Source organism: Mesorhizobium sp. CA4 (assembly GCF_020165075.1).
Classification (GTDB): domain Bacteria; phylum Pseudomonadota; class Alphaproteobacteria; order Rhizobiales; family Rhizobiaceae; genus Mesorhizobium.
In genome coordinates, this window is sequence record NZ_JAIUHK010000055.1 from 16,023 (window position 1) to 29,345 (window position 13,323).

The 13,323-nt window shown below is 64.0% G+C and carries 9 protein-coding genes; 7 read left to right on the forward strand and 2 right to left on the reverse strand.

What is annotated here, in order from left to right:
- Window positions 1-37: 37 nt before the first annotated feature.
- The 6 genes from prfA (at window position 38) to LB528_RS28435 (ending at window position 8,331) form a co-directional block, all read left to right on the forward strand.
- Window positions 38-1,117: a peptide chain release factor 1 gene (gene prfA, locus LB528_RS28410; RefSeq protein WP_224516662.1), complete on the forward strand. Its 1,080-nt coding sequence runs from the start codon at window positions 38-40 to the stop codon at window positions 1,115-1,117.
- Window positions 1,110-1,979, forward strand: coding sequence for a peptide chain release factor N(5)-glutamine methyltransferase (prmC, locus tag LB528_RS28415; RefSeq protein ID WP_224516663.1), 870 nt, complete (start codon window positions 1,110-1,112; stop codon window positions 1,977-1,979). The genes prfA and prmC overlap by 8 nt, the downstream gene beginning before the upstream one ends.
- 313 nt (window positions 1,980-2,292) lie before the next feature.
- Window positions 2,293-3,300 (forward strand): DUF4167 domain-containing protein, encoded by a 1,008-nt coding sequence (locus LB528_RS28420; RefSeq protein WP_224516664.1) that lies wholly within the window; start codon window positions 2,293-2,295, stop codon window positions 3,298-3,300.
- Window positions 3,301-3,523: 223 nt separating this feature from the next.
- Window positions 3,524-6,130: an ATP-dependent chaperone ClpB gene (gene clpB, locus LB528_RS28425; protein WP_224717097.1), complete on the forward strand. Its 2,607-nt coding sequence runs from the start codon at window positions 3,524-3,526 to the stop codon at window positions 6,128-6,130.
- A gap of 115 nt (window positions 6,131-6,245) precedes the next feature.
- The gene (locus tag LB528_RS28430) at window positions 6,246-6,611 is read left to right on the forward strand and encodes an MmcQ/YjbR family DNA-binding protein (RefSeq protein ID WP_224717102.1); all 366 of its coding nucleotides are present in this window, start codon (window positions 6,246-6,248) and stop codon (window positions 6,609-6,611) included.
- Window positions 6,612-6,798: 187 nt separating this feature from the next.
- Window positions 6,799-8,331 carry a L,D-transpeptidase family protein gene (locus tag LB528_RS28435; RefSeq protein WP_224717098.1) on the forward strand — a complete coding sequence of 511 codons (1,533 nt, stop codon included), beginning with the start codon at window positions 6,799-6,801 and terminating at the stop codon, window positions 8,329-8,331.
- Here the strand turns inward: LB528_RS28435 and LB528_RS28440 are convergent.
- The gene (locus tag LB528_RS28440) at window positions 8,305-8,937 is read right to left on the reverse strand and encodes a TMEM175 family protein (protein WP_224717099.1); all 633 of its coding nucleotides are present in this window, start codon (window positions 8,935-8,937) and stop codon (window positions 8,305-8,307) included. The two genes, LB528_RS28435 and LB528_RS28440, sit on opposite strands and share 27 nt — an antisense overlap.
- 211 nt (window positions 8,938-9,148) lie before the next feature.
- Here LB528_RS28440 and LB528_RS28445 point away from each other — a divergent pair, with 211 nt between their 5' ends.
- Window positions 9,149-10,702 (forward strand): MFS transporter, encoded by a 1,554-nt coding sequence (locus tag LB528_RS28445; protein WP_224717100.1) that lies wholly within the window; start codon window positions 9,149-9,151, stop codon window positions 10,700-10,702.
- 200 nt (window positions 10,703-10,902) lie between these two features.
- Here the strand turns inward: LB528_RS28445 and LB528_RS28450 are convergent, their stop codons facing one another.
- Window positions 10,903-12,882, reverse strand: coding sequence for a M23 family metallopeptidase (locus LB528_RS28450; RefSeq protein ID WP_224717101.1), 1,980 nt, complete (start codon window positions 12,880-12,882; stop codon window positions 10,903-10,905).
- Window positions 12,883-13,323 lie beyond the last annotated feature (441 nt).

Here is a 13,323-nt window from a genome sequence, read left to right on the forward strand (position 1 = left end):
CTCGCCCTGACGTGAATTCCATCGAAGTTCGAAGACCATGATCAACCTGCCCCGCGACCGTATGGATCAAGTCGTCAAGCGTTTCGACATGCTCGAAGCGCAGATGTCGGCCGGACCCGCCGCCGATCAATATGTGAAGATGGCTTCGGAATATGCCGACATCCAGGAGATGGTTGGCAAGATCCGGGCGTTGCGCGCCGCCGAGCAGGAACAGGCGGACCTCGAGGCGATGCTGGCCGACAAGGCGACCGACGGCGACATGCGGGCGCTGGCCGAGGCGGACCTGCCAGAGGTCGAGAGCCGCATCGAGGCGTTGCAGAAAGACATCCAGATCCTGCTTCTGCCCAAGGACGCGGCCGACGAGAGGAACGCCATCCTTGAAATCCGCGCCGGCACCGGCGGCGATGAGGCGGCCTTGTTCGCCGGCGACCTGTTCCGCATGTATGAGCGCTATGCCGCCTCGCGCGGCTGGCGCTTCGAGGTGGTATCGGCCAGCGATGGCGAGGTCGGCGGCTACAAGGAAATCATCGCCTCGGTGTCGGGCAAGGGCGTCTTCGCGCATCTGAAGTTCGAATCCGGCGTGCACCGCGTCCAGCGCGTGCCGGAAACCGAAGCCGGCGGGCGCATCCACACCTCGGCGGCGACGGTAGCCGTGCTGCCCGAAGCCGAGGAGGTCGATATTGAGATCCGGGCGGAAGACATCCGTATCGACACGATGCGCGCCTCGGGCTCCGGCGGCCAGCACGTCAACACCACCGATTCGGCGGTGCGCATCACCCATTTGCCGACCGGCATCATGGTGGTGCAGGCGGAGAAGTCGCAGCACCAGAACCGGGCGCGCGCGATGCAGATCCTGAGGGCCCGACTTTACGATCTCGAGCGCAGCCGCGCGGATGAGGAGCGCTCGTCGTCGCGCAAATCGCAGGTCGGGTCGGGCGACCGGTCGGAGCGCATCCGCACCTATAACTTCCCGCAAGGGCGCGTCACCGACCACCGCATCAATCTCACGCTCTATAAGCTCGACCGGGTGATGATGGGCGAGCTCGACGAGATTATCGACGCGCTGATCGCCGACCATCAGTCTAAACTGCTTGCCGATATGAGCCTCGATGGCTGATCGACTGCCTGCCGCGCTAGGGCCGCTGCTCAGGGCGGCGCGCGAGCGTCTGGCCGCCGCCGGCATCGACGATCCGGCGCTCGATTCCCGGCTGATCGTCGAACATTTCTCCGGCACGACCCGCGCCCGGGCGATTGCCGAGCCGGGGCACGAGGTGGGTTCGGCGGCGCTTTCGGCCGTTGAAGCGGCCCTGAGGCGTCGCGTCGCAGGCGAGCCGGTGCACCGCATCCTCGGCTACCGCGAATTCTACGGTTTGCGCCTGTCGCTGTCGCCGGAGACGCTGGAGCCCCGGCCGGACACCGAGACGCTGGTCGACGCCGTCTTGCCCTTCGCCCGGGCAACGGCCGAAAGGCTGGGCGAATGCCGTATTCTCGATCTTGGCACGGGCACCGGCGCCATCGCGCTGGCGCTGCTCAGCGCCGTTCCGGCGGCGACCGCGACAGGCGTCGACATTTCGCCCGACGCATTGGCGACTGCAACCGGAAATGCCCAGGATCTGGGGCTTGGCGAGCGCTTCAAAGCCTCGCATTCCAACTGGTTCGAAAAAGTTTCGGGCCGCTACCATGCAATTGCCTCGAACCCTCCCTATATACCTAGTCGAGAGATCGGAAATCTGCAGGACGAGGTCCGCGATTTCGATCCCCATCAGGCTCTGGACGGCGGTGTGGATGGTTTGGACCCCTATAGGGTCATCGCCGCCGGCGCGGCAGGATTTCTGGAAACGCAAGGCAAGGTAGCGGTCGAGATCGGCTACACGCAGAAAAACGAAGTCAGCGGGATTTTCGCGGCAGCCGGCTACAGGCTTGCCGGCGCCTACCTGGACCTCGGCGGCAATGACAGAGTTCTGGTGTTCGAGCGTTGAAAGCCCTGATGCAGTGCGAAAAAACCGCTTGGCAATACCAGGGAATGCAGCTAGGGTCCGGCTCAACCGGATGAGACGAAGCAGGCAGTGCTCCCAGCGATTCGGTTTTCCTTGGAAATAGCTGCCTTCTTGCGCAAACGACGCCCAAGCTTCGTGCGGGAATCATTCGGCAAGTGATGTAACCGGAACAGGATGGCACGTGGCGCCAACGCAATTGATGCGGGCGAACGCCGGTGAAGAGACGAAACGGCTGGCTGCATGAGCGCCTCCGTTCGTGAAGAGTTTTTCGAAAATTCACTATGAAGAGAGTCTAATGAGGCCACAACAGCAGAACAGGCGCATGCGCGGTCGCAACAACAATGGCGGCGGTGGCAACAACAACAACCGCAAGGGGCCGAATCCCCTGACCCGCACTTACGAGAGCAACGGCCCGGACGTGAAGATCCGCGGATCGGCTCAGCAGATCGCCGAAAAATACGCCACACTCGCCCGTGACGCGCAAAGCTCCGGCGACAGAGTAATGGCGGAGAACTATCTCCAGCACGCCGAACACTACAATCGCATCATTGCCGCCGCACAGGCGCAGATGCCGATCCAGAACGTCCCGCAGAACCGCGACGACTTCGACGACGATCTCGATGAGGATCGCGACGAGTTCGACAATGCCGGCAATAGCGGCGGCGCCGAGGCGCCGGCGAACGGCTCCGGGCCGCAGCCAGTGATCGAAGGGACGCCGGCGGAACTCGCCTACAACCCGGAAGGCGGCCGCGACAACAACAATCGCCGCGACAACAACCAGCGCGACAACGGCGGCCGCGACCGGCATCGCGACCGCCGCAACGGCGGCTACGGCCAGAGCGGCCAGCGTGGCGAAAACGCCCAGCGCGGCGAGCAGGGCGGCCAGCAGTTCGATCAGAACCGCCGCAACGAGGCGCAGCCCGAGGCAGCCGGCGAGGCCGGACCCCAGGGTGAGCAGGCGCCGCAGTTCGACGGTTTCTCGCCGGCCGCGCTCGCAGCCCAGGCCGAGCTCAACGAAGCCGCGAATGGCGGTCGCCGGCCACGGCGTCCGCGGCGCCAGCGCGGCAGCTATGCCGAGCAGGCCGGCAGTGACGAGCAGGGCAAACAGCCGGAGGGCTTGAACCCCGAAGCCGGCAGCCCCGAAAGTTCAAACGAAACGCGCAACGCGGCGGGCAATGGCGACCCCGCCGGCGCCAGGCCGGCCGAGGAAGCGGACCGGGCGATCGGGCCTGTCGCCAGCGAGCCGACGCCCGTTGCCGGCGAAGCTCCCGGCGAGCCTGTCGCCGCCGACGCGAACGACTGATCCGGGCCCCATTTCAGGCATTGCGAACGGCGGAGAGCGATCTCCGCCGTTTTCGTTTGTGCGCGCCCTGGAATATTCTGCTTTGATGACATCAAGGCGCCTTGAGCGAGCGCAGCCCATACACCATATCTCGGCTGAACAGGGCTCGGCTCTCATGGGCGGGTTCCGTCACCGCAATCTGATCCGGTGCCGCAAAGCGGGCCGGTGATGGAAGGAGACAGGCATGAATCTTGAAAAATACTCAGAGCGCGTGCGCGGCTTCATCCAGTCTGCGCAGACCATGGCGCTCTCCCGCAATCACCAGCAATTCACCCCCGAACATATACTCAAGGTGCTCGTCGACGATGACGAGGGCCTTGCCGCGTCCCTGATCGAGCGCGCCGGCGGCGGCGTCCGCGACGTCAAGCTCGGCGTCGAGGCCGCACTCGAAGCCATGCCCAAGGTCGAAGGCGGCAATGGCCAGCTCTATCTGGCCCAGCCTCTCGCCAAGGTGTTTTCCACCGCCGAGGACCTTGCCAAGAAGGCCGGCGACAGCTTCGTCACCGTGGAGCGGTTGCTGCAGGCGCTCGCCATGGAGAAGTCGGCCAAGACCGCCGACATTCTGTCCAAGGCAGGTGTGACCGCGCAAGCGCTCAACCAGGCCATCAACGATATCCGCAAGGGCCGCACTGCCGACTCGGCTAGCGCCGAGCAGGGCTATGACGCGCTGAAGAAATACGCGCGCGACCTGACCGCCGACGCCCGCTCCGGCAAGCTCGATCCGGTCATCGGCCGCGACGACGAGATACGCCGCACCATCCAGGTGCTGTCGCGGCGCACCAAGAACAATCCCGTGCTGATCGGCGAGCCGGGCGTCGGCAAGACGGCGATCGCCGAGGGCCTGGCGCTGCGCATCGTCAATGGCGACGTGCCGGAATCGCTGAAGGACAAACAATTGATGGCGCTCGACATGGGCGCGCTGATTGCCGGCGCCAAATATCGCGGCGAGTTCGAGGAGCGGCTGAAGGCCGTGCTCAACGAGGTCACCTCGGCCAGCGGCAACATCATCCTGTTCATCGACGAAATGCACACGCTGGTCGGCGCCGGCAAGGCGGACGGCGCGATGGACGCGTCGAACCTGTTGAAGCCGGCGCTGGCGCGCGGCGAATTGCACTGCGTCGGCGCGACCACACTCGACGAATACCGCAAGCATGTCGAAAAGGATGCCGCGCTTGCCCGCCGTTTCCAGCCCGTCTTCGTCGACGAGCCGACGGTGGAAGACACGGTTTCGATCCTGCGCGGCCTGAAGGAGAAATACGAGCAGCACCACAAGGTGCGCATCTCCGATTCCGCGCTTGTATCGGCGGCCGCACTTTCCAACCGCTACATCGCCGACCGCTTTCTGCCGGACAAGGCAATCGACCTGGTCGACGAGGCGGCGTCCAGGCTGCGCATGCAGGTCGATTCCAAGCCCGAGGCGCTGGACGAGATCGACCGCCGCATCATGCAGCTCAAGATCGAGCGCGAGGCGCTGAAGGTGGAGAAGGACGAGGCCTCGAAGGACCGGCTTGCCAGGCTGGAGAAGGAGCTCGCCGATCTCGAGGAGGAATCGAGCGAGCTGACCACCAAGTGGCAGGCCGAAAAGCAGAAGCTTGGCCTTGCCGCCGACCTGAAGAAGCAGCTCGACGAGACGCGCAACGAACTGGCGATCGCGCAGCGCAAGGGCGAGTTCCAGCGCGCCGGCGAGCTTGCCTACGGCAAGATCCCCGAGCTCGAGAAGAAGCTCAAGGAAGCCGAGGCGCAGGACGGCAAGACCGGCATGGTGGAAGAGGTGGTCACGCCCGACCATGTCGCGCATGTCGTGTCCCGCTGGACCGGCATTCCGGTCGACAAGATGCTGGAAGGGCAGCGCGAGAAGCTCTTGCGCATGGAAGACGAGATCGGCAAGCGGGTCGTCGGCCAGGGCGAAGCCGTGCAGGCGGTGTCCAAGGCCGTGCGCCGCGCCCGCGCCGGGCTGCAGGATCCGAACCGGCCGATCGGCTCGTTCATGTTCCTCGGACCGACCGGCGTCGGCAAGACCGAGCTCACCAAGGCGCTGGCCAGCTTCCTGTTCGACGACGAGACGGCGCTGGTGCGCATCGACATGTCGGAGTTCATGGAGAAGCACTCTGTCGCCCGGCTGATCGGCGCGCCTCCCGGCTATGTCGGCTATGAGGAAGGCGGTGCGCTGACGGAAGCGGTGCGGCGCCGGCCATATCAGGTCGTGCTGTTCGACGAGATCGAGAAGGCGCATCCGGACGTGTTCAACGTGCTCCTGCAGGTGCTCGACGACGGAAGGCTGACCGACGGCCAGGGCCGCACGGTCGACTTCCGCAACACGCTGATCATCATGACGTCCAATCTTGGCGCCGAGTATCTGGTCAACCTCAGCGACGACCAGGATGTCGACGCCGTGCGTGACGAGGTGATGAGCGTGGTGAAGGCCTCGTTCCGGCCGGAGTTCCTCAACCGCGTCGACGAGGTGATCCTGTTCCACCGGCTGCGCCGGCTGGACATGGACCGCATCGTCGAAATCCAGCTCAAGCGGCTGGAGAACCTGCTTACCGACCGCAAGATCGCGCTGTCGCTGGATCACGACGCGATCGAGTGGCTGGCGTCGAAGGGCTACGATCCGGCCTATGGCGCCAGACCGCTGAAGCGGGTGATGCAGAAGGAGCTGCAGGATCCGCTGGCGGAGCAGATCCTGCTCGGCGAGATTCTCGACGGTTCGACCGTCAAGGTCACCGCCGGCTCCGACCGGTTGAACTTCCGCTCGAAGCCGACCGTGGTGGCGACGGAAGCCGCCGCCTGATTTCGGGCGAGCTTGAATGACGCGAAGCGCGTCGCATCGTATGGTGCGGCGCGCTTTTTTATTGTCAGTGATTGCGCATAATCAGCTGCCGATTCGGATGACCGCGAAGGACTCGATGAAGCTCGACGATTACAACGGCTTCTGCGCTTCATTGCCCGCCACGACGCATGTCGTTCAGTGGGGCGGCGCCCATGTCTGGAAGGTCGGCGGCAAGGTGTTCGCCATCGGCGGCTGGAACGAGGGCGGGCAGCTTTTCGTCACCTTCAAATGTTCCGAGATGGCCTATGACGTGCTGAAGGATCAGCCGGGCTGCCGACCGGCGCCCTATCTCGCCTCGCGTGGCATGAAATGGATCCAGCGTCAGACAAGCCAAAGCATGGATGATGCGGCACTCGAGGACTATCTGCGCGAGAGCCATCGCCTGGTCGTCCTCAAGCTGACCAAACAGGCGCGCAAGGAATTGGGGCTTGCCGCGCCCTAAGGATCTTATGCATGTCGTTCTCGCAAACCGCGCATTTTTGCCTGACATGCACCAGCGGATATTCCTCGAGGCACCGGAAAACCGCCATCTTCATGCCCGGTTCATATTGGAACCTTAATTTGGCTAACTGGTTTGCTGGCGAAGGTTCGCCCGCCAGGAGCCTCGTCGACCGGAGAGCTAGACCCCCATGCTGCGCTTGATCTTTTCCCTTTCGGCACTCGCGGCCGGGCTGGTGTCTTCCAGTGCGTTCGCCACGCCGGGCGTGGACGGTGGGCCGAGCGCGCGTCCGGCCGAGCGCGGTGCGCTGGTGCTGGCGCAGGAAGGCAATATCGACATCTATTACGACGCCAGGGGCAACCGCGTGCTGGTCGATGCCGACACCGGCAAGGTCATCGCCATCCAGCCGCCGGGCAGTAGGCTCGATCGCCGCGCGCTTCGCCGGCAGCTGCGCATGCAGGAACTCGGCCGCGCGCCGGCCGAGGACGACGACCGCTATTATCTCGACAACCCCGAGGACATGGCGCGCTTCCGCCGTCGGCAATTGGAAGAGAACGGCCGTGTCATCCCGCCGCCGGTCGATGAATACGACGACAATTCCGTCGATGCCTATCCGCCGGCGCCCAACAATGATGAAGGCTACGCCACCACTTATCCGGAGTCGCCGAAGTCCGACACCATCAAGCGCCAGCCGCTGAACGAAGCGTCGATCGACCCGGAGCAGCCGGGCCAGGGCGAAGTGCTTCAGACCAATCCCGACGCCCAGCCGTCGCTGCCGCCGGACACCGGCGGCAAGGCCGCGGTCGATCCGTCGCTGTCGCTCGGCGTGCGCCAGGACGTTGCCGCGCTGCAGGTGCTGCTCGATCGCGGCGGCGCTTCGCCGGGCGTGATCGACGGGCGCTTCGGCTCGAATGTCGACAAGGCGCTGGCCGCCTACAACGAAATAAACGGCACCAATCTGAAGTCGACCGATGCAGTCGCCATCCAGGCGGCGCTTGCCCAGTCGGGCGGCGACGCCTTCGCCTCCTACACGATCACGCCGGAAGATGTCGCCGGCCCTTACGTCGCTTCGATACCGGAGGACTACAGCCAGAAGGCCAAGCTCAACTGCATGTGCTACACCTCGGTCACCGAAGCGCTGGCCGAACGCTTCCACATGGACGAGACCTACCTGAAGTCGATCAACAAGGGCGTCGACTTCAATCGCCCGGGCACGATGATCAAGGTCGCCAATTTCGGCAAGCTGGTCTCGACGCCGGTAACGCGTATCATCGCCGACAAGACCAAGAAGGAAGTCTACGCCTATGATGGCAGCGGCAAGCTGGTCGCGGCCTATCCCGCGACCATCGGCTCGGCCGACACGCCGTCGCCGACCGGCATCCATGCCGTCTCGCGCATCGCTCTCGACCCGAACTACACCTACAATCCGAACATCAATTTCAAGCAGGGCCAGAACGACAAGATCTTGACCGTCCCCCCGGGACCGAACGGTCCGGTCGGTTCGGTCTGGATCGCACTCGACAAGCCGACCTATGGTATTCACGGCACGCCCGATCCCTCTAAGATTGGCAAAACCGAGAGCCATGGCTGCGTGCGCCTGACCAACTGGGATGCACGCGAGCTTGCCAAGCTGGTGTCGCCGGGCGTCACGGTGGAGTTCGTGGGCGGATCAACAATCGCGGATATTGGCGGGACCTCAACCGATGAGTTTACGCAGCAGTAAGGCGCGCGGCGCCGCGGCATAGATGAGCTGCACCAGCAGGATGAAGCCTATACTGAGCAGCGGCGTGATCAGGCAAAGCGCCGCGCCGACCGCCCACAGGATCTGCGCCTTGACGATCCGCTTGTAGACGGTGCGTCGCGTCTCCGCGTCGACATCCTCGGCGATCATGCCGTTCCTATCGGCATACCACCAGCTCGCGAACAGCGTGCCGCCCAGCATCAGGAGATTCAGCCAGTAGACCAGCACCGCGATTCTGAACTCGAGGAAATCGGCAAGGAGGTCGGTCGAGAAGGGCAGCAGGGCGATGAAGGCGAGAAAGCACAGGTTCAATGTCGCGAGCCTGCGGTCCGACTTTACGATCAAGCCATGCTGTGCCTGCTGTCCGAACCAAAAGATGGTGAGCGTGAGGAAGCTCAGCGCATAGGTCAGAAAGCGTGGCGCCAGCGTCAGGATGGCGGCAAGGAGTTCGCCTTCCGAATGCACAGCCTCATGCGGCGGCACCCTGATCTCCAGCACGATCAGGGTCAACGCGATGGCGAAGACGCCGTCGGTTATGCCGACGATGCGTCCGCGTCCTTCCGCCGACGGTTCGAGCGGCCGCTTCATGGCTTCCCCCTTCCTTCACGCGCAATGTTGGAACCTAGCACGCGATCGGCGGTTTGCATCGGATTGGCGTCTCCCATGGGGCTCCGGTCAAAGAGATAGATGTCGCCGAAACCGCTTCACAGTTTCGGCATGCTCCAATGTCATCTGGTTTCAAGAACAGCGATGCTCTGGCTTGTTGTTGCGCAACGGCCGGAGGGCTAAGCAGAGATTCATGTCATCCGCGAACGAAACCACTGCCGATTCGCATTCGCCCGCGCGGGCGAACGGTACGTTCTGTCCTCAGGCGCGGCGAAAATTCGTGCTGGTGGCGGCAATCCTCGCTTCGGCGCTCGGTTTCATCGACGGGTCGATCCTGGCGATCGCCATGCCGGCGCTGCGCGCGGATCTCGGCGCCAGCCTGGCCGAGGCGCAGTGGATTTCCAACGCCTATGCGCTGACGCTCTCGGCGCTCATCCTGGCGGGGGGCGCTGCCGGCGACCGGTTTGGCCTGCGGCGCGCCTTCGTGACCGGCATCGCGCTGTTCATCGCCGCCTCGCTCGCCTGCGCGGTGGCGCCGGATCCGGCCATATTGATCGCCTTCCGCGCCATCCAGGGCATCGGCGCGGCGATCATGGTGCCGGGCAGCCTTGCCATCATCGCCAAAGCCTATCCGAAGAAGGAGCGCGGCCGGGCGATCGGCATCTGGGCCGCCGCATCGGCGCTGACCACGGCGCTCGGTCCCGTTCTGGGCGGCTTCGTCCTGACGACTTTCGGCAATGGGGTCTGGCGCGCGATCTTCGCCATCAACCTGCCGCTTGGACTGATCTCGATTTATCTGCTGCTGGCCAAGGTGCCGGCCGATAAGCCGACCGAAAAACGCAGCCTCGATCTTGGGGGCGCGGGGCTGGCGACGCTTGCGTTCGGCCTGCTCGCCTACGGGCTGACGGCCATGAATGCTGAAAGCGGCGGAATGCTGTCGACACCTGCGATCGTTGCCGGTGTGGTTCTGCTCTTCGTCTTCATCCTTTACGAGTTCAGGCAGCGCGATCCGATGATCGATCTCGGCCTATTCCGGGCCAGGGCCTTTGCCGGCGCCAATCTGGCGACGTTCTTCCTCTATTTCGCGCTGTCGGCCAATCTGTTCTACCTGCCGATGCTTTTGATCGCCGGCTGGAGACTAAGCGAGGCCGAGGTCGGTTTTATCTTCCTGCCGCTGTCGGCGTCGATCGCGCTTTTGTCGGGGCCGGTCGGCCAGTGGTCGGATCGGATCGGTCCGCGTTTCCCGATCGCCAGCGGCAGCATGGTCGTCGCCGTCGCCTTCGGCGGGCTCGCGCTGCTTGCTCATTTCGGCATCCACCATTTCTGGGCCGGGACCTTTCCGCTGATGGCGCTGATGGGGCTCGGCATGGCGCAGGTCGTGTCGCCGCTATCGACCGCGGTCATGACGTCCGTCGAGGACAAAGATACCGGCGCAGCTTCCGGCATCAACAATGCGGTCTCGCGCGTTGGCGGCCTGATTGCGGTGGCGGCGACGGGCTCGCTGGCGGCCTGGGTTTATGCGCGGATGACCGGCCGCGCCCCCGGCATGCCCGGTTTCGGCGAGCCGCCCGCATCCGGACTTGCCGCCGGTCTCGACGCGGCCAGGGTCGCGGCAAGCGATTCGGCTTTCGCCGCAGTCGCGGCGGTCACGGCTCTCCTTTGCGTGCTTGCTTCCTTCACCGCCTGGTTCACGGTTCCCGGACAGGCATCGCCCTGGCCGCGGCAGACAGACGATTCACATGATTAGAGCATGATCCCGAAAAGTGGGAACCGGTTTTCGGAGAAGATCATGCTCCGACAAACAGTTGGATCAGGATGACGATTCAACGAAACGTCATCCTGATCTAGAGCAATCCGAGGCAAAGTGGGAGCGGTTAAGCCGACTTCGCCCTAGCCTTCCGTCCGCTATTGCGTCGAAACAAAGAGGTAGAGCGGTTCCGGAACGGCTCAGTTCGGAAGCTGCGAATCAGTCTTGGCGCTGGCAACCTTCAGCGCGTTGCCGTCTTCCTGCTTCAGAAGATCGTCGATGCGCTCGCGCTCTTTCTTGAAGGCGACGAGATCGTCGCCCTTCAAGACCTTGCCGACCGGCAGGCGCACGCGCATCGAATCGACCTTGGTGCCGTTGACGATCAGTTCGTAGTGAAGGTGCGGGCCGGTAGAGAGGCCGGTCTGGCCGAGATAGCCGATGACCTGCCCCTGCCGGACATGAACGCCTTCCTCGATGCCTTTGGCGAAAGCGCTCTGGTGGTTGTAGGAGGTCTCGTAACCATTGGCGTGGCGGATGATGATCTGCTTGCCGTAGCCGCCGGCCCAGCCGGCCTTCTCGACGACGCCGTTGCCGGCGGCGATGATCGGCGTGCCGATCGGCGCTGCCCAGTCAGTGCCGGTGTGCATCCGGACGTAACCAAGGATCGGGTGCCGGCGTGCCCCGAAGCCGGAGGTGAAGCGCCCGTTGGGCAGCGGATTGCGCAGCAGGAACTGCTTGGCGCTGCTGCCGTTCTCGTCGAAATAGTCGACGCTGCCGTCCTGCATCTGGAAGCGATAGAAGTTGCGTGTTTGTCCGCCGAAGGTCGACGAGACGTAGAGAAGCTCGGAGCCGTCGGAGGCCTGGTCGTCGCCGTCAGGTTGCGAGAACAGCACTTCGAGACGGTCGGAAGGCGAGAGCCGCGACTGGAAATCCACGTCGGAAGCGAGCAGCTTGATCAGCTTCTGTGTCATCGCTTTCGACATGCCGTAGGAATAGGCGGTGCGGTAGATGCCGTCATAGACATTGGGCAGGTTCCCGCGCACCACGACTGGCTGCGAATCATCGAACGCGGTCAAAAGCTCGGGATTTGGCTCGGGCTCCTGCGCCGGCACATACTGGCCGCGGTCGTCGAGCGCTATGGTCACGATATGCGTGGTCTTGTCATAGACGCTGGTGCGCACGACCTTGGCGATGTCGCCGCGCACCTCGAGACCGACGCGCAGCACCGTTCCGGCCTTCAGCGCCGGGGCGTTCAAGAGCTTGCCGATCGCCTCCGCCATGCCAGTCGCGTCATCGCCGGTGTAGCCCGAATCGGCAAAGGCCTCGGCGATGTCGGTATCCCTGGTGAAGGGAATGATCTCCTCGGCGAAGGCCGGCGCCTGATCGTCCTGCATGGCGCGCGGCGCCACCGAGACATTTTCCTGCGTGATCTTCACGTCGTAGGAGCCGGCCATCGACTCGGCGAAGGCGTCGCCGAATCGCTGCGGGTCGACATAATGCAGCGCGGCGACCTGAACGGCGCCGTCGCTCAAGCCGTTGCTGGCGTCCCGCACCACCTTTTCCACCTCATTGGCGGAAAGGTCGCTCTTTTCGTCGAAGGAAGCCGTCTCGATCGGAAAATCGACCGTCTTCAGGCTCATCTCGCTTTCGACCTTGGCGCCGTAGATCTGTCCGGCGGCCGCGGTGGCCGTTGCCGGCTGCGCATTGTCGTCGCCGTCGTCGCCGAACACCTGCATCGGGTCGAATGGCGGGTAGGGGCGGTTGGTGGTGTGGCCGGCGGCCAAGGCCATCTTGATCTGCACGAACGGCATGGTGTGGATAACATCGCGGTCGCCGACCTTGGTGACCATCGATACTTCCATGCGGCGCCGATCCTTTGCCCGGGCGATCTGGCGGGGTGCTACCAGCCTTGTGGTCTTTGCCTGCTCGCCGGAATCGTCGCCGTCACCGGCAAGGCCGATGAGCTCGGCGATTTCCGGCGGGGTCGCCAATTGCTGGCGGCCATCAAGGGCGGCGAACAAGGCCACGCCCATCAAGACACTCGACGTAACGCCGGTGAGGAACGTGCCCGACAGCCAGCGGGCCGAGACCTCGCGGCGGTCGGGCGGACCGCTGCGGCCGTCCGCGATCAGCGGCGGCTCGTTGCCGAGTTCGGCTATGACATCTTCCGTGTCTGGCATCCAGAAAGGCTGCTTCTTCCCCGGGCGAACGGCTTGTCGTTATCGTTGCGGCCATGACATTTGCCTGTCACGGCGGTTGAAGTCAACGAAACGGCAGGCCGGGGCCGATATCCCCAATCATGCGTTCTGCGCGCGGCGCTCTTGTCGTCTGTTGCGGTCGTCTGTCCTGGGGCGCCTCGCACATACGCGCGCGCCTTCCTTGTACGGGCCGGTTTCACGCCCCAATGCGGCGGCAATAGGGCCTCGTTGTGGATGACCCAAGGGCTGCCGCAAGGGCAGTCGGCTACCGAAAAGGCGCTTCGCAAAATTCGTCGCAAAAAATTCAAAAAAGTTGGAAATCGGTGTTGACGCGTCGAGGGAGGTCCGACTATATACGGCCCACGAACGAGGGCGGTGCGCCGCTGGCGACGAAGAAGTTTGCTTCTAGGTCTGCCCTCTAGC

Bases quoted from the DNA above. Each gene is read 5' to 3' on its own strand.
- clpB (WP_224717097.1), top strand. From the start codon at position 3,524: ATGAATCTTGAAAAATACTCAGAGCGCGTGCGCGGCTTCATCCAGTCT.
- LB528_RS28435 (WP_224717098.1), top strand. From the start codon at position 6,799: ATGCTGCGCTTGATCTTTTCCCTTTCGGCACTCGCGGCCGGGCTGGTG.
- LB528_RS28430 (WP_224717102.1), top strand. From the start codon at position 6,246: ATGAAGCTCGACGATTACAACGGCTTCTGCGCTTCATTGCCCGCCACG.
- prmC (WP_224516663.1), top strand. From the start codon at position 1,110: ATGGCTGATCGACTGCCTGCCGCGCTAGGGCCGCTGCTCAGGGCGGCG.
- LB528_RS28420 (WP_224516664.1), top strand. From the start codon at position 2,293: ATGAGGCCACAACAGCAGAACAGGCGCATGCGCGGTCGCAACAACAAT.
- prfA (WP_224516662.1), top strand. From the start codon at position 38: ATGATCAACCTGCCCCGCGACCGTATGGATCAAGTCGTCAAGCGTTTC.
- LB528_RS28450 (WP_224717101.1), bottom strand. From the start codon at position 12,882: ATGCCAGACACGGAAGATGTCATAGCCGAACTCGGCAACGAGCCGCCG.
- LB528_RS28445 (WP_224717100.1), top strand. From the start codon at position 9,149: ATGTCATCCGCGAACGAAACCACTGCCGATTCGCATTCGCCCGCGCGG.
- LB528_RS28440 (WP_224717099.1), bottom strand. From the start codon at position 8,937: ATGAAGCGGCCGCTCGAACCGTCGGCGGAAGGACGCGGACGCATCGTC.